Below are 25095 nucleotides of genomic sequence, written 5' to 3' on the forward strand. Positions count from 1 at the left end.
GACCTGAAAAGGTGGGTCACGGATACTCTGCGCCCTGTAGTCTGGATCATTCTAAAAGCACCCCAGGTGCCACTTTCTCGGAGAACTTTATGTTGCGCAAAACCCTTCTCGCTCTCGCCATTGCCTCCGCCCTGGTTGCATGCGGCAAGTCAGCCAAGGAGCCTGAAAAAGCTGGAGCGTCTGCTTCGGCCTCTGCTTCCGCAGGTAAAGACGACAAGAAAGTCACCTTGCAGATGTCGCCCGAAGATACCTTGACGGTTGAATCCAATGCGCTGGCGTCCGGCCCGGTCATCACCGGTTCGATCCAGCCCGAGCGCCGCGCCGATCTGCGCGCGGAGGTGAGTGCGGTTGTAGTTCAGGTACTCAAAGAAAATGGCGAGCCGGTGAAAAAAGGCGATGTGCTGCTGAAGCTGGACGAAACCTCGATCCGCGACAGCCTGACTTCGGCCGATGAAGCCACCCGCGCCGCCGAGCAGACGCTGGCCCAGACCCAGCGCATGTATGAGCGCCAGAAAACCCTGCTGGCCTCGGGCATGGTCTCGACCACCGCGATGGAAGACGCGGAAGTGCGCCGCAACAATGCCCAGAGCGATCTGGCCGCCGCCCGTTCGCGCTCGGTGGCCGCGCGCCAGCAGCTGACCCGCACCGTGGTGCGCGCGCCGTTTGACGGCATCGTCAGCGACCGCAAGGTGTCCAACGGCGATACCGCTGCGGTCGGCAAGGAACTCGTGAAAGTGATCGATCCCAACAGCATGCGCTTTGAAGGCATGGTCTCGGCCGACAAGATCGGCGTGGTCAAGGTGGGACAGCCGGTGCTGTTCCGCGTGAACGGTTATCCCGGCCAGGGCTTTAACGGCAAGGTCAAGCGGGTTGACCCGGCTGCCAACGCGGTGACGCGCCAGGTGGAAGTGCTGGTGGAGTTTGCCGACGCCAGCCGTCCCGGCGTGGCCGGCCTGTACGCCGAAGGCCGCGTTGAATCGCAGACCGCGTCGTCGCTGATGATCCCGCCGTCGGCGCTGGTGCAGGCGGGCGACAGCAATTATGTGTGGCGCGTCAAGGGCGGCGCGCTGACCAAGGTGCCGCTGACCATTGGCACGCGCGACGAACGCAGCGGCCGCTGGCAGGTGCTGACCGGCCTGCAGGCGGGCGATATGGTGGTGCGTGTGCCGGCTTCCGGTTTCAAGGATGGCCAGAAAGTGGAAATCGCTGCGCCTAAGGCAGTGGCTTCGGCTAAATAAAAGGGATATCAGCCATGTTCTTATCGGATTTTAGTGTTAAACGGCCCATCGCCACGATCGTGCTGATCGTCGCCATGATGTGCCTGGGCTTGATGGCGCTGAACAAGCTGCGCGTCAACCAGAACCCGGACGTGGAAGTGCCGTTCATCGTGGTCAACATTCCATACCCTGGCGCCTCGCCGGAGACGGTGGAGCGCGAGATCATCAACCGCCTGGAAAAGTCGCTCAACTCGATTACCGGCGTGACCGAGATTAATAGTACGGCGTCGGAAAGCTCGGCCAGCATCTTCATCAAGTTCACCTTTACCAAAAACCTGATTGAAGCGTCGGACGAAATCCGCAACGCGATTGCGGCCGTGCGCTACAAGCTGCCCACCGAGATGCGCGAGCCCATCCTGCAGCGCATCGATCCGGCGGCGCAGCCGGTGATGCAGATGGCGCTGTCGTCGAGCACCCAAACCCACGCGGAAATTTCGCGCCTGGCCGAGGACAAGCTGGCCGACCGCTTCCGCAGTATCGACGGCGTGGCTTCGGTCAACATCGACGGTTCGCTCAAGCGTGAGCTGAGCGTGCTGCTCAAAGCCGAGAAGCTGCGCGAGTACAACGTCTCGGTAGGCGATGTGGTCAATGCGCTGCGCAACCAGAACACCAATGCGCCAGTCGGCAAGGTGCGCGGCGACCTGGATGAGAAGAGCATCCGCCTGGTCGGCCGTATCGAGCGTCCGGAAGAGTTCCAGCAAGTGGTGGTCAAGCGCAATGGCGATGAGCTGGTGCGCCTGGCGCAAGTGGCGACGATTGAAGATGGCTTCGCGGAAGTCAATAGCCTCAGCGTGCGCTCCGGCAAACCCAACGTCGGTATCTCCGTGACCCGCTCGCGCGATGCCTCGACCGTGACCGTGGCTGCGAAGATCCGTGACATGGTCAAGGAAATGCAGAAGGAAATGCCGACCGGCACCAAGCTGGAAGTCACGCAGGATGATGGCGAAAACGCCGAGTCCAGCCTCAACAACGTGATCGAGGCGCTGGTGTTTGGCGCCGGCCTGACCATCTTTGTGGTGTACGCCTTCCTGAATTCGTGGCGCTCGACGCTGATTACCGCGCTGTCGCTGCCGACCTCGGTACTGGCGGCCTTCATCGGCGTCTGGCTGTGCGGCTTTACGCTGAACTTCATGACGCTGCTGGGCCTGTCGCTGGCGATCGGCGTGCTGATTGACGATGCCATCGTGGTACGGGAAAACATTGTGCGCCATATGCAGCTTGGCGCCGACCGCCGCACCGCCGCGCTGCGCGGCACGGCCGAGATCGGCATGGCGGTAGCCGCCACCACGTTCTCCATCATGGCGGTGTTTATTCCGGTGGCCTTCATGCCGGGCATCACGGGTGAATGGTTCCGTCCGTTCGCGCTGACGGTGACCTGCTCGGTGGCCGTGTCGCTGCTGATCTCGTTCACGCTGGACCCGATGCTGTCGGCGTTCTGGGGCGATCCGCCGGATCACCATAACGCGCCGCGCAAGGGCATCGAGAAGTATTTCGCCAAGTTCAACCACTGGTTTGACCATCAGGCCAACCGCTACGGCAATGTGATCGAATGGGCGCTGCATCACCGCCGCTCGATGGCCGTGATTGCGATGGCCACCTTTGTGGGCGCGATCATGCTGCAAGCCAAATTCGGCGGCGCCAGCTTTGTGCCGGCCTCCGACTGGGGCACGATTGCAATTGATGTGCGGACGCCATCGTCGTCGTCGCTGGAGTACTCGCGCCTCAAGCTGGAAAAGGCGGCCGTGATTGCCCGCACCATCAAGGAAACCAAGGAAACCAATAGCTACGTCAACCTGAGCGGTGGCCGTATCTACGTCGATATCGGCAAGAAGACCGAGCGCAAGCGCGGTGCGATTGAGGTTGCCAAGGAACTGCGCGAGAAGCTGGCAGGCCTGGTTGGCGCCGAGTACACGGTGCTGGACGACCTCAGCAACGGCGCCCGCAAACCGGTGCAGATTGAATTTACCGGCACCGATTCGCGCAAGCTGATGGAAATTACCAATGCCTTCATGGACCGTCTGCGCAAGGTGCCGGGCGCGGTTGATGTGGGCCTGTCGGAAATGGATCCGAAGGACGAGCTGCAGATTGAGCTGAACCGCGGCCTGGCCAATTCCATGGGGATTGCGGCGGGCGATGCGGCGCAGGCCCTGCGTGTGGCGTTTGCCGGTATCGAAGTGGGCGACTGGGTCGATCCGACCGGCGAGTCGCGCGATGTGGCAGTGCGCCTGGCGCCGGAAGACCGTACCAGCGCCGAGAACATCGAGCGCCTGCCGATCGCGGTGGCGGGCACCAACCAGATGGTGCCGCTGGACCAGATCGCCAGCGTCACCATGGGCAAGGGCCCATCGACCATCAAGCACAAGGATGGCAAACGGGTGATCGCGGTCAGCGCCAACGTCGAAGGCCGTTCGCCAGGCGAGGTGACCACGGACGCCATGAAGCTGGTGAAAGACATCGACTTCCCGCCAGGCTACGGCCTGGCCCTGGGCGGCGCCGGCAAGGACATGCAGGAAGTGTTTGGCGCCATGGGCATCGCGCTGATTGCCGGCATCGGCCTGATGTACCTGATTCTGGTCATGCAGTTCGGCTCGTTCACGGCGCCGATCGGGGTGATGCTGTCGCTGCCACTGTCGCTGATCGGTGTGGTGATCGGTCTGCTGCTGACCAACAGCACGATTAATCTGATGAGCTTGATCGGCGTGATTATGCTGATGGGCCTGGTGGCGAAGAATGCGATCCTGCTGCTGGACGCTGCCCGCAAGCGCCAGGAGGAAGGCTTCAGCCGTGAGGATTCGCTGATGTACGCCGGCCGCATGCGCCTGCGTCCTATCCTGATGACCACTTTCGCGCTGATCGCCGGCATGTTCCCGGTAGCGCTGGGACTGGGCGAGGGCGGTGAGTTCTATCGTCCAATGGCGATCGCGATTATTGGCGGCACCATCACCTCCACGCTGCTGACCTTGCTGATGGTGCCCACCTTCTACGACAGCATCGAGATTGCCAAGGACAGCATGGGCGCCAAGTTCCGCCACCGTGCCGCCCGCCAGCCGGTGGCCCTGGCGGCCGTGGTGACGCTGCTGGAAGCACTGCTGACGCTGCTGCTGGTGCGCTTTGTGTACCGCATGATCGTCAAGGCGGTGCGCAAGCTGACCGGCCGTGGCGGCCCGCAAACGCCTGCCGCCGCCCCGGTGGAAGAAGAGCGAAAAATTGCGTAATAGTATTTTTAATTAAGTACGGGAAAGGGCCTTCGGGCCCTTTTTTTGTGGCTGATGTGCAGAGCATCTGCTCGGTTTCAAGGTCTTAATTAGTATTCCTCCTCTAACGGCTTGCCTTTTGCAATGTTTTACTTGTGTAGTATGCTGCTGGCCTTCCGGTACTAAAAATTGGTTACCGGACCACAAAACCATTTATAAAGCGAGACTGTCATGCAGCACAAATATCTCCCCCTGATTATTGCCGCCGCGTTCAGCGCGATTTCCGTCAGCGCCCAGGCGTCGGGCTACCGTTTTGGTTCGCAAAGCGTGTCCGGCCAGGGCACGGCGGACGCCAACGGCGCTGAAGCCGCTGATGCTTCGACCATCTTCTACAACCCGGCCGGCCTGTCCCGTCTGGACGGCACGCAGATCAGCGCCGGCGCCACCGTCGTGGTGCCGCATTCGACCTTCTCGGATGCCGGTTCGACCCACTTCACCGGCCAGCCAGCTGGCGGCACCGCGGCCAAGGACTACGCACCGGACTCCGTGACCGCGCCATCGCTGTACGTCAGCAAAAAGCTCAACGACCAGTGGGCCGTGGGCCTGGGCCTGTTCGTGCCTTACGGCGCCAAGCTGAACTACGGCGACACCTGGACCGGCCGTTACGCACTGTCCAACATCAAGCTGGAAGCCATCAACCTGAACCCGTCGGTATCGTGGAAGCTCAATGAGCACCACGCGTTCGGTTTCGGTATCGATGCGGAATACATGAAAGCCGAACTGGCCCAGGCCGTGGACGTGCCAGGCTCGGTGGCCGCACTGTCGAGCGGCCCGGGTGCTGCACAAGGCGCGCTGCTGATCAAGCAGATCGCGGCACTGGGCGGCAATCCGGCACTGCTGCGCGCTGTCAACGACGGCCATGCGTCGAACGACGGCAAGGACTGGGGCTGGGGCTTCAACCTGGGCTATATGTTCACGCTGGACCAGAACACCCGCTTCGGCCTGGCATACCGCTCGTCGATCTCGCACCAGCTGAAAGGCAGCACCGTGTGGGACTTCTCGAAAGTGACCACCGATCCGATCGTCAACCAGGTGCTGCAAGCGGCTTCGCATAAAGTGAACTCGGCGGCACTGGTGGCGCTGCGCACGCCGGAAACCCTGTCGGCCAACGTGTTCCACCAGTTCGATTCGAAATGGGCCGGCATGGCGGACGTGACCTTCACCCGCAACAACCGCATGGGCGACCTGGACATCCAGTTCCCGGGCACCACCGAAGGCGCGGAAGTGATCCGTCAACAGTGGAAAAACACCGTGCGCGTTTCGCTGGGCGGCAACTATGCGTACAACGAGAACCTGACCCTGCGCGCCGGTGTCGCTTACGATGAGTCGCCAGTGAAAAACGCCGAGCTGACCCACCCGGCACTGCCGGACAGCGACCGTATGCAGTATTCGGTCGGCGCCAACTGGAAGCTGAGCCCACGTTCGTCGATCGATCTCGCCTACAGCTTCCTGGACTTCAAGGATGCGAAGATCAACTACACCAACAACTGCAACCCGCTGATGACCACCTGCACGGGTAACGGCGAAACCACGCGCGGCACCTACAAGACCCATCTGTCGCTGCTGGGCTTTGCCTACAACTACAAGTTCTGATACGGAACGGCGTAGAAAAAAAGGGCCTGCGGGCCCTTTTTTTTATCGCGTGCACTGCTTGGGTGCCCAGGAAGAGTGAAGGCCGCAGCGGGGTGCAGCCCATTTCGTCAGGCGGCCTTGCGCTCGCTGTCGACGGGTGGTTCAGCGTCGCTGTTGAAGACGGCCATGTCGGTCTCGCCCAGCACGCGGCTGGCGACGGCGCCTGCCGTCACCGAACCGCTGACGTTGAGGGCGGTACGGCCCATGTCGATCAGCGGCTCAATCGAAATCAGCAGGCCGGCCAGCGCCACCGGCAGGTTCATCGACGACAGCACGATCAGCGCGGCAAATGTGGCGCCGCCGCCGACGCCCGCCACGCCTACCGAGCCGATGGTGATGATGGCCAGCAGCGGCGCGATAAATCCCAGCGTGAACGGATCAATGCCGACTGTCGGCGCAATCATCACCGCCAGCATGGCCGGATAGATGCCGGCGCAGCCGTTCTGGCCGATGGTGGCGCCAAACGAGGCGGCAAAGTTGGCGATGCCTTCCGGCGTGCCCAGGCGCGTGGTCTGGGTCTGCACGCTCATGGGGATCGCGCCAGCGCTGCTGCGCGAGGTGAACGCAAAGGTTAGCAGCGGCAGGATTTTTTTGCTCCAGCGTAGCGGATTCAGGCCCAGGCCCGAGACGATGGCCAGGTGCACCACGAACATCAGCAGCAGCGCGCTGTACGAGGCCAGCACGAAATCGATCAGGTGCAGGATGTCGGTATAGCTGGAGCTGGACACCACCTGCGCCATCAACGCAAACACGCCGTACGGTGTCAGGCGCAGCACCAGCGTGACGATACGCATGACGATGGCGTGCGCCACCTGGATAAAACGCTCGAACGAGGCGAAGATGTCCGGCTTCTTGTCATGGATGCCGGTGGCGGCGATGCCGATGAACACCGAGAAGATCACCACTGCAATGGTGGACGTCTTGCGGCCGCCCGTCATGTCCAGGAAGGGATTGGCCGGGATAAAGCTCAGCAGCATGCTTGGCAGCGAAATCGCCTGCGCCGTCTCCACCTTGCCTTGCAGATAAACGCCGCGCGCGATGTCAGCCGCAGACGCGGTCAGGCCCACCGCGCTCAGGCTGAACAGTTTGGCCATCACGATGCCGATGCTGGCAGCCACCAGCGTGGTGACCATCAGCGTTCCGATAGTTAGCGCACTGATTTTGCCTAATGAGTTGATACCCTTGAGCTTGAGGATGGCGGAAATGATGGACACCATAATCAGCGGCATCACGATCATTTGCAGCAATTTGACGTAGCCGCTGCCGACGATGTCCAGGTAGTCACCGGTGATTTTCACTTCGGCCGCACCGGCGCCGTAGAGGGCTTGCAATGCCGCACCCAGCAGCACGCCCAGCCCCATGCCGGTGAATACGCGCACCGAAAACGATGCATGTTTGCGTTGTTGTGCATACAACAGGCCCAGCAACGCCAGCGCCGCCAGCAGGTTGAGGATTACATTTGTCGCCATTTCTTGCCCCTTGCTACTTGTTTTGTCACCGATCGTGCATTTTATATGCGACCAGCGTTGGTTTAAATGCGTTTATGCGAATTTCTGGCTATATGCCTATGAGAAAAACGTATATAGCATCTTGCAATTAATTAATTTATTGAAACTATATGGATGAGCAGGCGTACAATTTCCTGCATCGATTTCTATAGGAGCAGCGCATGGTTATCGCAAACATGAAAGTCGGTACCCGCCTGGGGCTGGGCTTTGGCCTGGTGCTGGTGCTGTTGTTGCTGGTAGCCATGCTTGGCGTATTCAACATGAGCACGATTCATGCCAAGCTCGACCGCATCGTCAATGAAAATGCCGTCAAGACCGAGCTGGTGACTGAGATGTCGGAATCGGTGCATATCGTCGCGCGGGTGACGCGCAGCGTGGTGCTGCTCAGTGATGAAGCGGCCATCCGGGCGGAACTGGACAAGGTCACCAAGGCGCGCGCTGCCTACAACCATGCGGTGGAGTCGCTGGCCAGGCTGCCCGCCACGGCCAAGGGGCTGGCGATCCGCGAGCGCATTGCCGCTCAGGCACAGGTAACCCGGCCGCTCAATGACCAGGTGTTTGCGCTGGCGCTGGCCAACCAGGATGAGGTGGCGACCGAGCTGCTGATGAAGCAGGCTGGTCCCGCCACCCAGCAGTGGCAGGATGCGATGGATGACTATGCCGCGCTGCAAAAGGAAACCAATCAGGCCGATGCAGCCGCAGCCACGGCGGCCTATCACCGCGCCCGGGTGCTGATGCTGACCTTGAGCGGGCTGGCGATCCTGGTTGGCGCGGTGGCCGCAGCGCTGATCGCGCGTGGCCTGCTGCGCCAGCTGGGCGGCGAGCCGGACTATGCGGCAGCGATTGCCGGCCGTATCGCGGCAGGCGACCTGAGCGTCCAGGTTGATACGCGCAGCAATGATGAGCACAGCATGCTGCACGCGATGAAACTGATGCGCGATGCCCTGGCCCAAATTGTGAGCGAGGTGCGGGTGGGTACGCAGACGATTGCTGCGGCATCGACCGAGATCGCCAGTGGCAACCAGGATTTGTCGGCGCGTACCGAGCAGCAGGCCAGCTCGCTGGAAGAGACGGCATCCTCGATGGAGGAGCTGACCAGCGCAGTGCGCGCCAACAACGACAATGCGCGCCAGGCCAACCAGCTGGCGCAGTCGGCATCGGCGGTGGCGCAGCAGGGCGGGGCGGTGGTGTCGCAGGTGGTCGATACCATGGGCGCCATCAACGCATCGTCGCGCCAGATCGTCGACATCATTGCCGTGATCGACAGCATCGCTTTCCAGACCAATATCCTGGCGCTCAACGCCGCAGTGGAGGCGGCGCGCGCGGGCGAGCAGGGCCGCGGCTTTGCCGTGGTGGCGTCCGAAGTGCGTACGCTGGCGCAGCGCTCGGCCACTGCCGCGAAAGAAATCAAGACCTTGATCGGCACCTCGGTGGAAAAGGTCGAGATCGGCAGCAAGCTGGTGCAGCAGGCTGGCCAGACCATGGCGCAGGTGGTGACCAGCGTGCAGCGCGTGACGGACATCATGGCCGACATTTCCAGTGCCGGCGACGAACAGAGCGCCGGTATCGAGCAGATCAACCAGGCCGTCAGCGAGATGGATGTGGTGACGCAGCAGAATGCGGCGTTGGTGGAAGAGGCTGCCGCTGCGGCCGAAGCCATGCAGAACCAGGCTGCCAACCTCGAGCGTGTGGTCAGCATCTTCCGCATCGACGGCCAGCAGCCCGTCGCGGCACGGCCGGCTGCGCCCAAGCCAGTGCCGTTCAAGCCGGCGGCGAAACGGCCGCCGCTGAGCAGCGCGCCCGCCACGCCGCCGCCACAGCTGACACGCGCTGCCAGCGGCGATGGTTGGGAAGAATTCTGAATCTGACTATAATCGCGGCAGTGTTGACCTTTATGGATGAGTCGCGATGAAAGCTTTGTTTGCCCTGATGTTGGTTTCGACGGCCGCTTTGGCCGATGATGCGGCGCTGCTGAAATGCCGCCAGCTGGAAGACGGCCCGGTGCGCCTGGCCTGCTATAACGCTATCCCGGCAAACCCTATGGCGCCGGCCACGCCGGTCGCGGCAGCGGCGACGGCTGCACGGCCTGCCGGCGCGGCCGCCTACACCACCGTCCCACAGCCGACGCCGGCCGAGATGGCGGCCATGTTTGGTGTTGAGCCAGAAATGCTGAAATCGGTCCGCCTGCAAACGCTGGAGACATCGATCGCCGGGCCGTTCGATGGCTGGGTACGCGGCCAACGCATCCGCCTGGCGAACGGCCAGGTGTGGAAAGTGGTGGACGATACGGAAGACGTGGTGGAATTGATGAACCCGAAGGTCACCGTGAAACGCGGCCTGCTGGGGGCGATCTTCCTCGATATTGAGGGCGCACACCGCAATCCTAAGGTGCAGCGGGTACAGTAAGCAGCCAGATATCGAAGCTGGTTGCGCCCTCCGCCGTTGCGGCCAGCCGATAGCGGAAGCCGTGGCGGTTCAACACCTCGCGCACAAATAGCAGGCCGATGCCCTGGCCGCCTTTTTTGGTGGTGAAAAAGGGCGTGAACAGCTGATGCGCGGGGACTTCTCCCAGCAGGTTGCCGCTGTCGATCACGGACAGCCGGACCGCGCCTGTCTCCTGCGCCAGCACCAGGCGGATGTGGCGGTCCGCGCCTGCGCCCATCTCCACCGCCTCCATCGCGTTCTTGACGATATTGAGCAGCGCCTGTTCCATGAGCTGGCGGTCCATGGCGATGGCCGGCACCTCGTCACAGCGCTGCCACGCGATGCTGATGCCCCGGCTGCGGCATTGTTCGCGGTACAGATACAGGATGTCGTCCATGACATCGCGCACGGCATTCGGCCGCAGTTCCGGCGCCGGCATTTTCACCACGCGCGTGAAGCGTTCGATGAATTCGCCCAGGCTGGCGTTGCGGCGCTGGACGGCGTGGATGGCCGTGCTGAAGTCTTCGCTATCGCGCTCGGCCAGCTGGCGGCGGTAGTAGAGCAGCGAGTCCAGCACCGAGCCGGTGGCGGCGACGGTGTTGTTGACCTCGTGGGCCAGCACGCGGATCAGCTTTTCATACGTGGCTTTTTCCGAGCTTTCCAGCTCTTCGGTCAGCTCTTCCACCAGCAGGAAATGGCGGGCGAAGCCGCGGTCATAGAACTGGCCGCGCTGGCCACGGTAGCGGCGGCCATCGGCGCCGGTCAGCAGCTGGGAATCGCCGAGCGGCAGCGCGTCCAGCTGGGCCAGCAGGCTGTGGTCGCCAGCAAAGGCCGAGAGTGGCTGACCATGCGCCTGGGCCAGGCCAGGCAGGGCGAGGGCGCTGGCGTTCAGCAGGCTGATGCACCCATCAAAGTCAAACACGATGACCGCGCTGGGCGTGGCTTCCAGCAGGCGGTCGAGGAAACCTTGCTGCTCGCCGATCTGCAAGCGCTCCTGATACAGCGCGCCCAGCATGGTGTTGAACAGCTGGACCAGTTCATTGAGTTCCTTGTCGTCGCTGTGTTGCAGGCGGGCCGCGTAGTGCTGGTCTTGCAGCAGGTCGTGGAAGTGGCGCGTGTAGCCCAGCGGCTCCAGCGCGCGGCGGATCAGGCGGATGCCCAGCACCAGGCTGAGCAGCACGGCTGCCTCCAGCCCCAGCATCAGCAGCGGCTGGGTGCGGAACAGCAGCACGGTGATCGCCAGGAACAGCAGGTGGGCGGCCATCAGATAGCCATACAGGCGCCACCGCAAGGTCATGGCAGCGCTTCGCTTTCCGGTGCGCTGCCGAGGCCGTGACGTTCCAGACGGCGGTAGAGCGCGGTGCGGCTGAGGCCGAGCGCCTTGGCGACGCGCGAGATATTGCCCTGATGCTGTTCCAGCGCGTGCGCAATCATGTGCCGCTCGACCTGTTCCAGCGTCATGCCATCCACGCCGAGACGGGCGCCGGCCGCGTTGAGCGGGCCGCCGTGTTCATGCTGCTCGGCGGCGACAAAGTCGGCCTGGCGCAGCTCGCTACGGCCGACCAGCAGCAGCGTGCGCTCCAGCGTCTGCTTGAGCTGGCGGATATTGCCGGGCCATGGCTGCGCGCTGAGCCACTCCAGCGCCTGCGGCGCAATGCTTGCCGCCGGCAGGCCATAGCTGGCCGCCACCTCGCCCAGGATGTGGCGCGCCAGCAGCGGAATATCGCTGCGCCGCTCGCGCAAGGGCGGCAGGCGTATCGTAATCAGGTTGAGGCGATAGAACAGGTCTTCGCGAAACTCGCCGCTGGCCACGAGTTCCGCCAGTTCGCGGTTGGTGGCCGACACCACGCGCACGTCGGCGCGCTCGGTGCGGCTGGCGCCGACCGGCTGGTAGGTCTGGTCCTGCAGCACGCGCAGCAGCTTGACCTGGTCCGAACGATTGAGCTCGCCGATTTCATCGAGGAACAGCGTGCCCTCGTGCGCGCTGGCGACGTGGCCCTTGCGGTCCGCCTTGGCATCGGTGAAGGCGCCGCGCACATGGCCAAACATTTCGCTTTCAAACAGCGACGGCGTGATCGCGCCCATGTTGATCTTGACGATGGCCTTGCCCGCCCGCGAACTGTTGCGGTGGAGCGCGTCGGCTATCAGTTCCTTGCCGCAGCCGCTTTCGCCCAGGATCAGTACCGGCGCGCGCGTGTTGGCGACCTGGCCGATGGTGCTCAGCACTTTCAGCAGGCGCGGATGTTCGCCGACGATGCCGCTGAAATCAAACTGCGCGTCCAGCGCCTGGCGCGAGGCGCGGCCGGCCGGCGTGGCGGCCTCCAGCGTGGTGCGGATCAGTTCGGCCAGCTGGGTGTTATCCCAGGGCTTGGTGAAGAAGTTGGCGGCGCCGGCCTGCATGCCGCGCACCGCCAGCGCAATCGAGCCCCAGGCCGTCATCAGCAGCACCGGCAGGGCCGGCTGCGCGGCACGGATGCCGGCCAATAGCTGCAAGCCTTCCTCGCCGCTGGTTTGCAGCGAGAAGTTCATGTCCTGCAAAACCAGGTCGACCGGCTGCAGCGCCAGCACGGCCAGCGCCTGTTGCGGATCGTCGGCGCACACGGCGTCGTAGCCGGACTGCTTGAGCAGCAGGGCCAGCGACACCTGCACCGCGCTGTCGTCATCGACAATTAAGATGCGTTGCTTACGGGTGGATTCCATGTCTTATTCATAGTGCAGCGCTTGCGTCGGACTCAGGCGCGCGGCGCGCCAGCCGGGATAGAGTGAACACAGCAAGGATAGCAGATAGATCACACTGGCCGAAAGCACCACGGCCGCGATAAACACGGTCCAGTTCAGGCTGTCGCCAAACACGCCGGTCAGCGGCAGCTGGATGACCAGCACCAGCGCCACCAGCATGGCGACCGTGCTGAGCAGCATTTGCTCGGAAACGATCTGGCGGTAGATGCTGCCCGCATCGGCGCCCAGCGCGCGGCGCAGGCCGATTTCCGGAATGCGTTGCGTGGTGTTTTGCCACAGCACGCCGAACAGGCCAAACGCCACCATCACCAGCAGGAAGGCGGCAATCACGCCCAGTATCTTGAGCGGCACCAACTGCGTGTTGAGCATCGACGAACGGGCTTCGGTCTGCGGCGTCACCACATAGGACCAGTCGCTGCGGACCTGCTTGAGCTTGGCGTTGAGCCGGGATTCAAAGATGCGCGGCGTGCCGGGCTTCAGCTTGAGCATGATGTTGTTGACCGCATCCTTGCCGGTGCCCGGCACCCAGCGCAGCAGCATGAAGTAGACCGGGTCCATGAACTCGCCATGGGAACGGAAATCCTCCACCACGCCGACGATGCGGCGGCGCGACACCTCCTGCTTGCCATCCACCTTGAGCACGACGATCTGGCCCACTGCCGGCTTGCCGGGGAACCATTGGTCCGCCAGGCGGCGGTTGATGACCACCGGAATGGCGTCGGCGCCATCGTCCGCCCTGGAAAAGAAGCGGCCGGCCGCGGGTGTCATTTCCATCGTGGCGAAGTAGTCGTCGCTGACGTTGAGGCTGTCGACCTGCAGCCGGTTGCTGCCGTCGGGCAGCGCATAGTTCTCGGTCCAGCGCGACATTTCGTAGGTGCCAAACGAGCTGAAGGCGACCGACTCCACCTCTGGCAGCGCGAGCAGGCTGCGCTTGAGGTTGTCGAACAGGGCGCCATCGTTGGGCAGGTCCTGCGCGCTGCGGATGGTGACCGACCACTGGTGCTGATAGGCGTGACCGGTCGGCAGCTGGTACAACTGCCAGTAGCGCAGGCCAAACGCGGCAATCGCAAACACCACCAGGAAGGCCAGCAGGATTTCCAGGCTCAGCATCATGTTGCGGGACTTGCGTTTCCAGATCAGTTTCAGCATATGGCGCAGCATTATGCAGCTCCTTTCAAGGCGTGGACCGGGGCGAGGCGGGACATTTTCCAGGCCGGGATCACGCCCGACAGCACGCCAAACACCAGGGTAATCAGCAGGCCATAGCCGAACACGGCCAGGTTGAGGTGGACTTGCAGGTAGGGGATCAGGCCCGAGCCTTCCAGCCACCACAGCACGCCGGCCGCGCCCACCAGGCCGACCACGCCGCCGGCCAGGCACAGCAGCACGTTCTCCATGACCAGCTGCGCCACCAGTTGGCGGCTGGTGGCGCCAAACGCTTTGCGCACGCCGATTTCGCTGCTGCGTTCCATGATGCGGCCCACGTTCAGGTTAATCAGGTTCAGCGCGGGCAGGGTCATGAACAGCAGCATCAGCAGCACCAGGCCCGCCAGCAGCTTGGGGACGCCGCCGTCTTCCGACTGGTCGACGAGCAGCGTGCGGGAAAACAGTTCCAGCTTGGAGTCGCCCCAGAACATGGTCTTGTTGAAGCTGTTGGGATCATCGTATTGCACGGTGGTGGCGGCGTGGATGATTTCCTGTTTCAAGGCTGGGATCTCTTGCGGCGTGCGCGCCATCATCATTGCGGTGTAGCCGCCAAAGAGGGTGTTCTTGTAGTCGCTCGATGGCTGTGAGGTGATGGGCGCCCAGATGTCCGAGAACGCGTTGAGGTGCAGCTCATCCTTCACTACGCCGATCACGCTAAAGATCTGGCCGCCCGCGCTGAATTTCTGGCCCAGATAGGTCTGGCCGGGGAAGAGTTTGCGCGCAGTTGATTCGTTGATGACGGCTACCATGCGGCCCTGCTCGACATCGTCGGCATTGAGCACGCGGCCCTGCAGCACGGTGAAATCGAGGATCTTCCAGTATTCCGCATCGGTCAGGCGCATGAACAGCTCGCTGACCTGGTTTTGCTGGTACACCGAGACGGTTTGCGGAAAGCTGGTGGCCGACACCAGTTCGGCGTGCTTGAGCGGTTTCAGGTATTGGTCAATGAGCTTGTAGCCAAGCGTGCCGCTGCGCATGCCGGCGCGTTCGGTGTGCACCGACCTCACCATGAGCATTTGCACAAAGCGGTCGCTTTTGCCTTCCACGCCACTGGGCGCGAAGGTGTTTTGCAGCAGCGCCGTGACCACCATCAGCACCACCAGCGTCAGCACGATGCACAGCAGGTTGATGGCGGTGAACAGCTTGCGGCGCATGAAGACTTTCCATGCCGTCAGCAGATAATTTCTGAACATATGCGCTCCCTATGCCACCAGCTGGCCGTCGAACACGCGCACGATGCGGGTCGCCTGCCTGGCCTCCTGCTCGTTGTGGGTGACCATGACGATGGTGGTGCCTTCGTTGTGCAGCCTGAGCAGGATGTCCATGACTTCCTGGCCCATCTTGCTGTCCAGGTTGCCGGTGGGTTCGTCGGCCAGCAGCACCTGCGGCTGGCCGACAATCGCGCGCGCAATGGCGACGCGCTGCTGCTGGCCGCCGGACAGCTGATTCGGGTAGTGGTCCATGCGTGCACCGAGGCCGACTTTTTCCAGCGCCTCGCGCGCCAGGCGCTGGCGCTTCTTGCTGGAGAGATTGCGGTACAGCAGCGGCAGCTCGACGTTGTCGATCACGCGCAGGTCGTTAATCAGGTGGAAGCTCTGGAAGATGAAGCCAAAGGTGTTGTTGCGCAGCCGGGCCACATACTTGTCCTTGTACGACGCCACCGGCGTGCCGCCCACGTGGATCGCACCGCTGCCGGGTTCGTCCAGCAGGCCGATCAGGTTCAGCAGCGTGCTCTTGCCGCAGCCGCTGGGACCCATGATGCTGACGAATTCGGATTTCGCCACGTGCAGGTCGATGTCTTTCAAGGCCAGGGTTTCGACCTTGTCGGTCTGGTAGGTTTTGCTGACTTTGTTCAGGCGTATCATGCTGGGCTCCTTGGTTATCGCGCGACGCGGACGCTGTCGCGGTCCTTGTAGCGGCTGGTGTCTGAGATGATGAGTTGATCGCCGGCGCGCGCGCCGGACAGGATTTCGACAGCCTTGCCATCGCTGGCGCCGATGTTGAGCGTGGTCTTGTGCGCAATGCCGTCGCGCACCACGAAGAGCTCCTGCGGACCACGGCCGTTGAAGGCCGGGCCGCTGTCGGCCAGCAGCGTGTGCTGTTTCTGTTCGGTGATGATGTTGACCTCCACCCGCAGCTTGTTGCGCAGGATGGTGTGATGCGGCTCGGCCAGCGTGACCAGCAGCTTGACGGTGCCGTTCTGGATTTCCGGCAGTACGGTTTGTACTTCGCCTTGCAGCCTGGTGTTGCCCTGTTCGACCAGGACTTTCTGGCCGGCGTTGAGCACGCGCGCGTGGAAGTCGGACAGCGAGGCCTCGACCTTGTAGTTGTTCAGCTCGGAGACTTTGGCGACCAGCTGGCCGGTATTCACGCTGGCGCCTTCATCGGCCAGCAGCCAGGTCAGCATGCCGGCGAACGGCGCGCGCACCTGAGTTTGCGCCAGCAGCTGCTGCTGTTCCTGCAACTGCTTTTGCAGGATGCTTTTTTGCAGTCGCGCGCCTTCGATATTGCTGTTGGTGACGCGCTTGTTGTCCTCCAGTTGCTCATGATGCTGGCGCAGCTGGATCTCGTTGCGCTTGACGTTGAGTTCGGCGGTGAGCAGGTCTTCCGCCGACACGCCGCCCGCCTTGCGCAGCGTCTGGAAGCGGCCCAGCCGCACGCGCGTGGCTTCCAGATCCAGCTGCAGCAGTTCGATGGCGCTGGTGAGCTGCTTGCGTTTCTGGTCCATTTCCAGCGTCAGCGCCAGGATGCGGTTTTCCTGCTGCGCCAGCTGCTCCTTGAGCGAATCGATGGCCAGCTGGATGGTGCGGTTGTCCAGGTCCAGCAGCAGCTCGCCGGCCTGCACTTGCTGGCCCAGCTTGGCGTGCACCTTGGCCACGCGGGTCTGGATCGGGCTGGAGACAAGTTCCTCATGCACCGGTATCACGATGCCGGAAGCATTGATGGTGTTGGCGATACTGCCGCTGCGCACGGTGGCGATGCTGACGTTGCTGGCATCCACGCTGGGGCTGACCGCGCGGTTGATGGCCCAGGCGGTCACACTCAGGGTCGCAAGCAGGGCGGCCACTGCCAGCAAACTCTTGCGCTTGCGGCGGGCGATGATGTCGGGGGCGATGATGGTGTCCATGCCCGTTCTAGTGCAAGCCCCGTGCCAGTGTGGAAAACCATATAAATCAATAGCTTGGCCTGGCATGCGGCTAGCGCGTTTGCCCGCCTCCGCTCACCGTTGCCCGGAAACGGACACCCTAGCGCAGGCGCTTGCTCATGCTGGTGTAGTTGAAGTGCTGGCCATCGATGTGGAACATATTGGGGATTTCGCCGGTCTGACGGAAGCCCTGGCGTTGGTAGAGCGCAATCGCGGGAGCGTTCACGGACAGCACCTGCAGGTCGATCCATTGCAGGCCCGCCGTCAGTGCCCAGTCTTCCGCATGCGCGATCAGCTGGCCGCCTAGTCCCCGTTGACGATGGCCGCGATCAACGCCCATGCCGAGCAGACAGCGGTGGGCCGTATGGCGTTCCGCCAGCGCGCGCAGGTCGATGTGGCCGGCGATGCCGCCCTCCGCCGCACGCGCGATCCAGACCCGCCGCCATCCCGGCTCACCCACCGGAACCTGCATGCCGTTTTTGAACGCTTCCGCCTTCTCCGCCGGAAAGCGCGATTCGGCGCGCGGCAGCGGCTGGAAGTAGGCCGTGCCATTGCGGCCGTTGTCCGACAAGTGATCGTTGAGGTAGTCCAGGAAGTCCTCAAAGCCTGCCAGTTCGAGTTTTTCTATCTTCATCTTTCGTTGTGGGAATTTTCCAACGATGAATTTATACCAATGTGATAGGGTAATGTCCACAGTTCGTTGATTGTGGAGGTCACATGCGTGTGCTGAAGATGGCAGCTTTACTGCTGGTTCTGCCCACACTGGCCCAGGCGGCCGATGAAAAAGATCAGATCGTGACGGACCGGCCGGACTTTGTTGAATCCAGCAACGTCGTCGGCAAGGGCCGCTTTCAGCTCGAAACCAGCATTGCGCTGGAACGTGACCAGGCCAATGGCATCCGGCAGCGCACCTACTCGACGCCGACCTTGCTGCGTTTCGGCATCAGCGACACGATGGAAGCGCGCATCGAAACCGATGGCCGCATGCGCAGCGTGACGGAAGACTTGCAGAGCGGCAGCCGGCAGACGCAGAACGGCTATGCTGATGTGTCGCTGGGCGTGAAATGGCATGTCGCGGATGCGCAAGGCGCGCGGCCGTCCATGGCAGTACTGGGGCATGTGGATCTGGACAGCGGCTCCGGCCCGTTCCGCGCCACCGGCAAAGGCGGTTCGCTGCGCCTGGCGGCCGAGTGGGAACTGCCCGATGACTTCGGCCTGGGCGTGATGCCGGGCCTGGCCTGGCAGCACAACGACAATGGCGAACGCTACACCAGCGGCATCTTCGGCATCGTGCTGGGCAAGGAGTGGAGCGAGCGCTGCCGCACTTTTGTGGAGTACTCGGCGCCACGCATCGCGCGCGGCCGCGATGGCGGCTCGCTCACCACAGTTGATATCGGCGGCTCCTACCTGCTGACCGATATGGTGCAGGTGGATACGGCGCTGTCGCGCGGCTTGAACCGCAACACGCCCGACTGGAGCTGGACCGTCGGGCTGTCGATCAAGTTTTAAGCGGCGCGGCGGCCACTGGCGTGGGAGGCGGTAAGAGCAAGCTGCGGCTTGCGCTGGCCCATGCCGATTGCGCTCACCCCGGCCTGACGGCGCTGATCCGCCGACAGCTTGAACACGCCGACCAGTTCTACCAGATGATGGGCCTGGTCCTGCTGCGCTTCCGCCGCAGCGGCAGCTTCTTCGACCAGCGCGGCGTTCTGCTGCGTTACCGTGTCCATCTCGGTAATGGCATGGTTGATCTGCTCGATGCCTGCTTCCTGCTCGTGGCTGGCAATGCTGATCTCGCTCATGATGTCGGTCACGGATTTGACGGCGGCCACGATCTTTTCCATGGTGGCGCCCGCGGTGCCGACCAGCTCGGTGCCTACGCCGACCTTGCTGACCGAATCATCGATCAGCGACTTGATCTGCTTGGCCGCTTCGCTGGAACGCTGCGCCAGCGTCCGCACTTCCGACGCCACCACGGCAAAGCCGCGCCCCTGTTCGCCAGCGCGTGCGGCTTCCACCGCCGCATTCAGCGCCAGGATATTGGTCTGGAATGCGATGCCGTCGATGACGCTGATGATGTCAACGATCTTTCTGGCCGACGCATTGATGCCATCCATGGTCTGCACCACGTTGGCCACCACCGCGCCGCCTTCCACCGCGATCTGCGACGCCGATTGCGCCAGCGTGTTGGCCTGGCGCGCGTTTTCGGTGTTTTGCTTGACGGTGGCGGTCAGCTCTTCCATCGACGAGGCGGTTTCTTCCAGCGAGCCGGCTTGCTGTTCGGTGCGCGACGACAGGTCCATATTGCCGGAAGCGATTTCTGTTGCAGCTGTGACAATGGAGTCGGCGCCGCTGCGCACCTGGCCGACGATGTCCGCCAGGCTGTCGCGCATGTTTTGAATCGCAAACAGCAGACTGCGCTGATCGCCGTCGCGCAGTGCGATCGGCACGGACAGGTCGCCACCGGCAATCTGCTGGGCGATATTCGCCACCTCGCCAGGCTCGCCGCCTAGCTGGCGCAACAGCTGGCGCGAAATCAGCCAAGCCACGGCTGCGCCGGTGACCAGCGACATCAGGCCCAAGCCCAGCGCCAGGCTGCGCGATTGCTTGTAAGTATCTTCAGCCTTGGCGCGCGCGAGTTCCATGGCGGCGCTTTGGTGGGCAATCAGCGCGTCGATCGCGGCCATATAGGCGGTTTGCTGCTCACGCATGGTGCCCAGCATTAACTCGACTGCGCCGTCGATATTGTTGTCGAGACGCAAACGCAGTACCTGCGCCAGCGTCGCTTCATAGGGTTTGCGCGCAGCCTGCATGGCGTTGAATAGCGCGCGGCCTTTATCGGATTTGACCAGGCTATCCAGTTTGGCCATGGATTCATCGGCATCCTTGAGCTTGGCAGTAATCACCGCAACTTCTTTTTCCGCCCGGGCTTCGTCATGAATCAGCAGGGCATTGCGCACCGAGCGGGCAATTTGATTGCTGTGATTCATGACGGCTTGGGCGTGTAATACCTTGGGATAAGTCTCCGTGACGATATCGTCCGTGTTTTCATTGAGTTGATGTTGGCTGTAAATACTCAGGGCAAGCGTAATCGCCAGCATAAGCAATACAGCGCCAAAGCCCAGACCCAGCCGGGCGGCTACCTTCAGATTAGTGAATTTCATCGTGATATTCCGGTGATCGGGAAGATGACTCGCGTTCCGGCGGAACGTTGGCGGGAATAAGGCCAGTGAGGAAATAATTGCCGATCGCGGGTGTTGGGCGATTAGCGATAGTTGATTTCAGGCAATATACACCTATTGCTCTTATATGGCAATTAAAATAAGTTTTAGGGCGCCAGGCATTTTGATTATTTAATTAGGGTAGTTATTGGTTCGCTGCGCCCTGCAAGCGCTTGAAACACCGTGGCACACAATGGAGTTTGCGGCGTGTAGCCCCTCACGCATGCTAAAAATTGGCATAAATACGCCAAAAATCAGCTTGTAAAGGGCGGCCGGCGGGAATGTCGGCCAGGACGGTTTATTCGTCTTCGGGAGTTATCCAGCTGATGCGGCCATGGCCAGCTTCATTCAGGCGGATAATGAATGCATCAGCAGTGGTATCTGGCAAATTGAATTCAAACTGGACGTCGCTGCCATGCTGGACATTAATCAGTGTAGCGCCGGCGATTTCAATTTCACGGCGTACCAGGCCTTCCATGGCATAAGGTACGGTGCAAATCAAACAACGCTGTTTGATAATGGCGATTTTCTCGGCTTGTAATAATGCCTGGGCGACGCTGTCGGTATAAGCGCGCACCAGTCCGCCAGCGCCCAATTTAACACCGCCAAAATAACGCACGACGGTCGCCAATACTCCTTCCAGATCCTGGTGACGTAAAACATCGAGCATGGGGCGGCCTGCGGTGCCGCTAGGCTCACCATCATCCACCGCAGCAGATTGGCCGCCGGCTAATAATGCCCAGCATACGTGAGCCGCACCCGGATGTTGTTGCCATAATTCGGCAACGACTTTCTGCGCGCTGGCGCGATCTGCCATGGGTTGAACGCAGGCGATAAAGCGGCTTTTTTTAATGAGCAGTTCATGGTGAACGGCCGTATATATGGTTTGAGGCATGGGGCGATATGGTGCCAGAAAATACTTGGGAAGACGAGGGCGCAGGCTGGCACGGTATAATCCGGGGCCAGTCTTTACCGAGTATACCGTCATGACCCACCCATCCTCCGCGCCGAAAATTACCGCCCTCGAGGGCGATCCAGCAGAGGATGATGAGCTGATCCGTCAGCTCGGACTGGCGGACAAAGGCATTTCGCTGTCCCGGATGGAGGGCCGCGTTTTCCTGCGCATCACTGGCGAAGTCAGCTACGGTGGCCGCCGCATCGCCTACGATCTGGTGCCGACGCAAGGCGTGCTGGCCAAGCCGTCCAAGTGGCGAAAAATGGATGCCGAGGCGCGCGGCGCATTGCTGCGCGAACGGGCCAGCGACGAGGTCATCGACACCCTGCATGCGGACACCACGACCTTCGTCCAGGAGCTGGTTGAGGCCTGCGATGACTGTGATATGGACGCCGAGCCCTTCCTGCAGGCGCTCAGCGATATGCAGATTTCCGAGCCGGCCGGCATGGTGTTCGACCGCATCCGCATGCGTCTGGAGCACGCGGTCGAGCGCGACATGGAGGAACAGCACGCCGAGCGCACGCGCCAGAGCATCAATCTGGCGGAATATCCCGCCTCGTTTGACGTCGCGCGCCGCATGAAGCGCAAGCTGATTGCCGTGCTGGGGCCGACCAATTCCGGCAAGACCCACCAGGCCATGGAAGCCCTGGGCAAGGCGCCGAGCGGCGTCTACCTGGCGCCGCTGCGCTTGCTGGCGCTGGAGAACTATGAGCGCTTGCAGGAAATGCAACAGCATGGCAAGCCCTTGAAAGTCAGCCTGGTCACGGGCGAGGAGCGCCGGCTCATGCCCGGCGCCACCCACGTCGCCAGCACCGTGGAGATGCTGGATACCCAGACGCCGGTCGATGTGGCGGTGATCGACGAGATCCAGATGTTAGCTGACCGCGATCGCGGCGCCGCCTGGACCGCCGCCGTTTGCGGCGCGCCGGCCAAGGTGGTCTATCTGGTGGGTGCGCCGGAAGCGCGGCGCGCCATCGAGGTGCTGGCTGCGCGCCTGGAGTGCGAGCTGGAAGTCCACCTGCTCAAGCGCAAGGGACCGTTGACCGTCGAACCGGCCGCTGTGCGCAAGCTCAGCAGTCTGCGCCGCGGCGATGCGGTGATCTGCTTCTCGCGCCGCGAAGTGCTGATGTGGCGTGACATGGTGACCGAGATGGGCCTGTCGGTGGCCACCGTGTATGGCAATCTGTCGCCCGAGGTGCGGCGCGCGCAGGCCCAGCGTTTCCGCGACGGTGCGGCTGACGTGGTGGTCGGTACGGATGCCATCGCCATGGGCCTGAACATGCCGATCGCGCGCGTGGTGATGACCACCACCGTCAAATACAACGGTTATGAAGAGGAAGAGATTCCAGCCGCGCTGGCGCGCCAGATTGCCGGCCGGGCAGGGCGCTTTGGCGTGCATGAGGAAGGCCTGGTGGCGGGCTACGACAACGAGACCCATAATGTGATGCGCTCGCTGTTGCGCGAAAAGCCGGTGCCGCTGAAAACCACCGGCTTTGCCGTGGCGCCGACGCTGGAGCATCTGCACCGTATTTCCTCGGTCACGCACGAGCATGCGCTGGCCAAGTTGCTCAAGCGCTTTGTGCACAATATCGATGTGCCGGATGGTTTCTTCTATCCGCGCATTACCGAAGACCAGTTCGAGCGCGCGGCCTGGCTGGATACGCTGGAACTGACGGTGGCGGAAAAGTTCGCGCTGTCGCTGGTGCCGATTTCGTCCAAGGTGCCGTCACTGCAGCACGCGTGGGAGAACTGGGCCAGGTCGCTGGCGCAGAAGAAGATCACGCCACTGAAGTCGGGCGAGACGCCGCTGCACTATATGAATCTGCAGGAAGTGGAAGATGCCTGCCGCCTGTATTCGGCATATGCATGGCTGGCCTATCGCCAGCCTGAATATTTCCCGGACACCGAACTGGCGCAGCGCCTGTCGCGTGAGGCGTCGGAGCGCGTGGATGCGATCCTGCAGGATCAGAATTCGGCAGCACGCAAACGGCAGCCGCGCAAATTCCGGCGCTGAAAACAAAAAAGCCATCCGAAGATGGCTTTTTTGTTGAATCTTGGTAGGCCGTGCGGGATTCGAACCTGCGACCAACGGATTAAAAGTCCGCTGCTCTACCAGCTGAGCTAACGACCCAAGGGCCGGAATTATACGATCCCGTGCTGGAAAGTACAAGGGGCTCGATGGGCGTGGGCATGAAAAAAATTCATCCGCGCGACACTAAACAAGCAACCTCAGCTATCATATCGCCCTGCCATTAAAAGCAGCAATTTGCTGTACATAAGTTGCTTAGCAAGGAATATTAATGAAAGTAGTTGAGGGAATTGCCCAGGGCACGCGCAAGCCGCTGCCGGCGCAATTCGGACTGATTAATCTGTTGAAGGCGGGCGCGGCGCAGTTCATCGTCTGGCACCATCTGGCGTTTTACGGCCCGATGGCGGACCACGCACGCATCATCGCCCCTGCCGTGATCGACTGGCTGAGCAGCAGTGCGCGCATTGCCGTGCAAGTATTCCTGGTGATCGGCGGCTTCCTTGCGGCCAAATCGCTGGCGCCCGGCGCGGAGGCGGGCTACGCGCAGCCGCTGCGCGCCATCTGGCGCCGCTACGTCAAGCTGGCGCCGCCATTTTTTGTTGCCACACTGATTGCCGCCGCCGCGTCGCTGCAGGCCGGCGCATGGATGACGCATGACTCCATTTCGGCGCCTGCCACGCTGAGCCAGCTGAGTGCCCACGCCTTGCTGCTGCATGGCGTACTGGGCTATGCCTCGCTGTCGGCCGGCGCCTGGTATGTGGCGATCGACTTCCAGCTGTATGCCCTGCTGGTGATGATGCTGTGGTTTGCCGGCATCGCCGAAGGCAAGCGCCCCATGAAATGGCTGATGCCGCTGACGGTGGCGGCCGGCATTACGCTGTCGCTGCTGCATTTTAATCTGGATGCGGAATGGGATAACTGGGCGCCGTATTTCTTCGGCAGCTATGGCCTGGGCATGATGGCCTGGTGGGCCAGCGATCCGCGCCGCAAGCCGGGCGCCGCCATGCTGTTGCTGGCCATGGCGCTGCTGCCGGCGCTGATCGGCCTGACGCTGGAATTTCGTAGCCGTATCGCGCTGGCGGCCGTGGTGGCCTGCGTGCTGTTCCTGTTTGGCCGCGTCAAGACCACTTCGGATGGCCGTGCCTGGTCGGCGGTGCATCATATGGGCAAGATTTCGTATTCGGTATTTTTGATTCACTTCCCCGTCTGCCTGCTGGTGAACGCCGCGTTCACGCACTTTGCGCCAGTGGAACCGGCCTGGCAGGGACTGGGCATGCTGACGGCCTGGGCCTCCAGCCTGCTGGCCGGGGAGGCGTTCCACCGCTGGGTCGAAGAGCCGCTCGGGCGCCTCATCCAGCACGTCACCGACCAGCTTGTCGTACAGGATGTGCATATGCCGGCGCAGGTACGGACCAGCGGTGTGTCGCTGCGATAATTTATAATGCGCCTCTTATACGATTTGAGAGGACGGTCCCATGACCTACGAAGAATATCTGGATGAAGTCACGACGCTGATCTTCGAAAAATATGGCCTGCCCGAGGCCGCCGCCGTCAAGCTGGTGGTGGCCGCGCAGGACAAGGAATTCTTTGTCAAACACGACAAGGATAAACAGTTGCGCAATATCGATCAGGCGCATAAGGACGCCCAGGCCATCTACGCGGCAGCCCACGGCGACAAGCCGAAAGCTCCACGCTAAGTCAGCCCTGC

General features: G+C 62.2%; 19 protein-coding genes and 1 tRNA gene. 9 read left to right on the top strand and 11 right to left on the bottom strand.

The window, feature by feature from the left end; translation table 11 throughout:
* Nucleotides 1-89: 89 nt before the first annotated feature.
* From BUA36_RS28310 to BUA36_RS28320, 3 genes are all read left to right on the top strand, one after another.
* Nucleotides 90-1238 (top strand): efflux RND transporter periplasmic adaptor subunit, encoded by a 1149-nt coding sequence (locus BUA36_RS28310; RefSeq protein WP_072790342.1) that lies wholly within the window; start codon nucleotides 90-92, stop codon nucleotides 1236-1238.
* Between the two features lie 14 nt (nucleotides 1239-1252).
* On the top strand, nucleotides 1253-4492 hold the full coding sequence (locus BUA36_RS28315; RefSeq protein ID WP_072790346.1) for an efflux RND transporter permease subunit: 3240 nt from the start codon (nucleotides 1253-1255) through the stop codon (nucleotides 4490-4492).
* Nucleotides 4493-4702: 210 nt separating this feature from the next.
* Complete coding sequence (locus BUA36_RS28320) at nucleotides 4703-6124, top strand: OmpP1/FadL family transporter (protein WP_072790349.1); 1422 nt, start codon at nucleotides 4703-4705, stop codon at nucleotides 6122-6124.
* A gap of 107 nt (nucleotides 6125-6231) precedes the next feature.
* Here BUA36_RS28320 and BUA36_RS28325 read toward each other — a convergent pair whose 3' ends face one another.
* Nucleotides 6232-7632, bottom strand: a complete 1401-nt coding sequence (locus tag BUA36_RS28325; protein WP_072790352.1) for an L-cystine transporter — start codon at nucleotides 7630-7632, stop codon at nucleotides 6232-6234.
* A gap of 200 nt (nucleotides 7633-7832) precedes the next feature.
* Here BUA36_RS28325 and BUA36_RS28330 point away from each other — a divergent pair, with 200 nt between their 5' ends.
* A complete protein-coding gene (locus BUA36_RS28330; RefSeq protein ID WP_072790355.1) occupies nucleotides 7833-9533 on the top strand; it encodes a methyl-accepting chemotaxis protein in 1701 nt (566 codons plus the stop codon).
* Between the two features lie 46 nt (nucleotides 9534-9579).
* Nucleotides 9580-10077 (top strand): hypothetical protein, encoded by a 498-nt coding sequence (locus tag BUA36_RS28335; protein WP_072790358.1) that lies wholly within the window; start codon nucleotides 9580-9582, stop codon nucleotides 10075-10077.
* On the opposite strand, the gene BUA36_RS28340 is transcribed toward BUA36_RS28335, so the two are convergent.
* The 7 genes from BUA36_RS28340 to BUA36_RS28370 form a co-directional block, all read right to left on the bottom strand.
* Nucleotides 10055-11392, bottom strand: a complete 1338-nt coding sequence (locus BUA36_RS28340; protein WP_072790361.1) for a sensor histidine kinase — start codon at nucleotides 11390-11392, stop codon at nucleotides 10055-10057. The genes BUA36_RS28335 and BUA36_RS28340 overlap by 23 nt on opposite strands.
* A complete protein-coding gene (locus BUA36_RS28345) occupies nucleotides 11389-12795 on the bottom strand; it encodes a sigma-54-dependent transcriptional regulator (RefSeq protein WP_072790364.1) in 1407 nt (468 codons plus the stop codon). The genes BUA36_RS28340 and BUA36_RS28345 overlap by 4 nt, the downstream gene beginning before the upstream one ends.
* 3 nt (nucleotides 12796-12798) lie before the next feature.
* A complete protein-coding gene (locus tag BUA36_RS28350) occupies nucleotides 12799-13995 on the bottom strand; it encodes an ABC transporter permease (RefSeq protein WP_072790367.1) in 1197 nt (398 codons plus the stop codon).
* Complete coding sequence (locus tag BUA36_RS28355) at nucleotides 13995-15233, bottom strand: ABC transporter permease (protein WP_072790371.1); 1239 nt, start codon at nucleotides 15231-15233, stop codon at nucleotides 13995-13997. The genes BUA36_RS28350 and BUA36_RS28355 overlap by 1 nt, the downstream gene beginning before the upstream one ends.
* A 9-nt stretch (nucleotides 15234-15242) precedes the next feature.
* Nucleotides 15243-15905, bottom strand: a complete 663-nt coding sequence (locus BUA36_RS28360; protein WP_072790374.1) for an ABC transporter ATP-binding protein — start codon at nucleotides 15903-15905, stop codon at nucleotides 15243-15245.
* A 14-nt stretch (nucleotides 15906-15919) separates the two neighbouring features.
* On the bottom strand, nucleotides 15920-17167 hold the full coding sequence (locus BUA36_RS28365; protein ID WP_072790378.1) for an efflux RND transporter periplasmic adaptor subunit: 1248 nt from the start codon (nucleotides 17165-17167) through the stop codon (nucleotides 15920-15922).
* A gap of 118 nt (nucleotides 17168-17285) precedes the next feature.
* Nucleotides 17286-17819 (bottom strand): GNAT family N-acetyltransferase, encoded by a 534-nt coding sequence (locus tag BUA36_RS28370; protein WP_072790383.1) that lies wholly within the window; start codon nucleotides 17817-17819, stop codon nucleotides 17286-17288.
* A gap of 83 nt (nucleotides 17820-17902) precedes the next feature.
* On the opposite strand from BUA36_RS28370, the gene BUA36_RS28375 reads away from it, so the two are divergent.
* Nucleotides 17903-18694: a transporter gene (locus tag BUA36_RS28375; protein ID WP_072790386.1), complete on the top strand. Its 792-nt coding sequence runs from the start codon at nucleotides 17903-17905 to the stop codon at nucleotides 18692-18694.
* Here BUA36_RS28375 and BUA36_RS31575 read toward each other — a convergent pair.
* Both BUA36_RS31575 and BUA36_RS28385 read right to left on the bottom strand, forming a co-directional pair.
* Entirely contained in the window at nucleotides 18691-20346 is a 1656-nt protein-coding gene (locus BUA36_RS31575; RefSeq protein WP_084560394.1) for a methyl-accepting chemotaxis protein, read from the bottom strand. The genes BUA36_RS28375 and BUA36_RS31575 overlap by 4 nt on opposite strands.
* A 355-nt stretch (nucleotides 20347-20701) precedes the next feature.
* Nucleotides 20702-21298, bottom strand: a complete 597-nt coding sequence (locus BUA36_RS28385; protein ID WP_072790393.1) for an IMPACT family protein — start codon at nucleotides 21296-21298, stop codon at nucleotides 20702-20704.
* 91 nt (nucleotides 21299-21389) lie between these two features.
* On the opposite strand from BUA36_RS28385, the gene BUA36_RS28390 reads away from it, so the two are divergent.
* Entirely contained in the window at nucleotides 21390-23372 is a 1983-nt protein-coding gene (locus BUA36_RS28390; RefSeq protein ID WP_072790396.1) for a helicase-related protein, read from the top strand.
* 41 nt (nucleotides 23373-23413) lie between these two features.
* Here BUA36_RS28390 and BUA36_RS28395 read toward each other — a convergent pair.
* Nucleotides 23414-23489: transfer RNA gene (locus tag BUA36_RS28395), tRNA-Lys, on the bottom strand.
* Nucleotides 23490-23658: 169 nt separating this feature from the next.
* Here BUA36_RS28395 and BUA36_RS28400 point away from each other — a divergent pair.
* Both BUA36_RS28400 and BUA36_RS28405 read left to right on the top strand, forming a co-directional pair.
* Nucleotides 23659-24822, top strand: coding sequence for an acyltransferase family protein (locus BUA36_RS28400; RefSeq protein WP_072790399.1), 1164 nt, complete (start codon nucleotides 23659-23661; stop codon nucleotides 24820-24822).
* 40 nt (nucleotides 24823-24862) lie between these two features.
* Entirely contained in the window at nucleotides 24863-25084 is a 222-nt protein-coding gene (locus tag BUA36_RS28405) for a hypothetical protein (RefSeq protein ID WP_072790402.1), read from the top strand.
* Nucleotides 25085-25095: the final 11 nt, after the last annotated feature.

This window comes from Duganella sacchari (assembly GCF_900143065.1).
Lineage (GTDB): Bacteria > Pseudomonadota > Gammaproteobacteria > Burkholderiales > Burkholderiaceae_D > Rugamonas > Rugamonas sacchari.

Bases quoted from the DNA above. Each gene is read 5' to 3' on its own strand.
- BUA36_RS28360 (WP_072790374.1), bottom strand. From the start codon at position 15,905: ATGATACGCCTGAACAAAGTCAGCAAAACCTACCAGACCGACAAGGTC.
- BUA36_RS28310 (WP_072790342.1), top strand. From the start codon at position 90: ATGTTGCGCAAAACCCTTCTCGCTCTCGCCATTGCCTCCGCCCTGGTT.
- BUA36_RS28405 (WP_072790402.1), top strand. From the start codon at position 24,863: ATGACCTACGAAGAATATCTGGATGAAGTCACGACGCTGATCTTCGAA.
- BUA36_RS31575 (WP_084560394.1), bottom strand. From the start codon at position 20,346: ATGAAATTCACTAATCTGAAGGTAGCCGCCCGGCTGGGTCTGGGCTTT.
- BUA36_RS28340 (WP_072790361.1), bottom strand. From the start codon at position 11,392: ATGACCTTGCGGTGGCGCCTGTATGGCTATCTGATGGCCGCCCACCTG.
- BUA36_RS28355 (WP_072790371.1), bottom strand. From the start codon at position 15,233: ATGTTCAGAAATTATCTGCTGACGGCATGGAAAGTCTTCATGCGCCGC.
- BUA36_RS28335 (WP_072790358.1), top strand. From the start codon at position 9,580: ATGAAAGCTTTGTTTGCCCTGATGTTGGTTTCGACGGCCGCTTTGGCC.
- BUA36_RS28330 (WP_072790355.1), top strand. From the start codon at position 7,833: ATGGTTATCGCAAACATGAAAGTCGGTACCCGCCTGGGGCTGGGCTTT.
- BUA36_RS28400 (WP_072790399.1), top strand. From the start codon at position 23,659: ATGAAAGTAGTTGAGGGAATTGCCCAGGGCACGCGCAAGCCGCTGCCG.
- BUA36_RS28365 (WP_072790378.1), bottom strand. From the start codon at position 17,167: ATGGACACCATCATCGCCCCCGACATCATCGCCCGCCGCAAGCGCAAG.
- BUA36_RS28325 (WP_072790352.1), bottom strand. From the start codon at position 7,632: ATGGCGACAAATGTAATCCTCAACCTGCTGGCGGCGCTGGCGTTGCTG.
- BUA36_RS28320 (WP_072790349.1), top strand. From the start codon at position 4,703: ATGCAGCACAAATATCTCCCCCTGATTATTGCCGCCGCGTTCAGCGCG.
- BUA36_RS28390 (WP_072790396.1), top strand. From the start codon at position 21,390: ATGACCCACCCATCCTCCGCGCCGAAAATTACCGCCCTCGAGGGCGAT.
- BUA36_RS28350 (WP_072790367.1), bottom strand. From the start codon at position 13,995: ATGCTGCGCCATATGCTGAAACTGATCTGGAAACGCAAGTCCCGCAAC.
- BUA36_RS28370 (WP_072790383.1), bottom strand. From the start codon at position 17,819: ATGAAGATAGAAAAACTCGAACTGGCAGGCTTTGAGGACTTCCTGGAC.
- BUA36_RS28375 (WP_072790386.1), top strand. From the start codon at position 17,903: ATGCGTGTGCTGAAGATGGCAGCTTTACTGCTGGTTCTGCCCACACTG.
- BUA36_RS28345 (WP_072790364.1), bottom strand. From the start codon at position 12,795: ATGGAATCCACCCGTAAGCAACGCATCTTAATTGTCGATGACGACAGC.
- BUA36_RS28315 (WP_072790346.1), top strand. From the start codon at position 1,253: ATGTTCTTATCGGATTTTAGTGTTAAACGGCCCATCGCCACGATCGTG.
- BUA36_RS28385 (WP_072790393.1), bottom strand. From the start codon at position 21,298: ATGCCTCAAACCATATATACGGCCGTTCACCATGAACTGCTCATTAAA.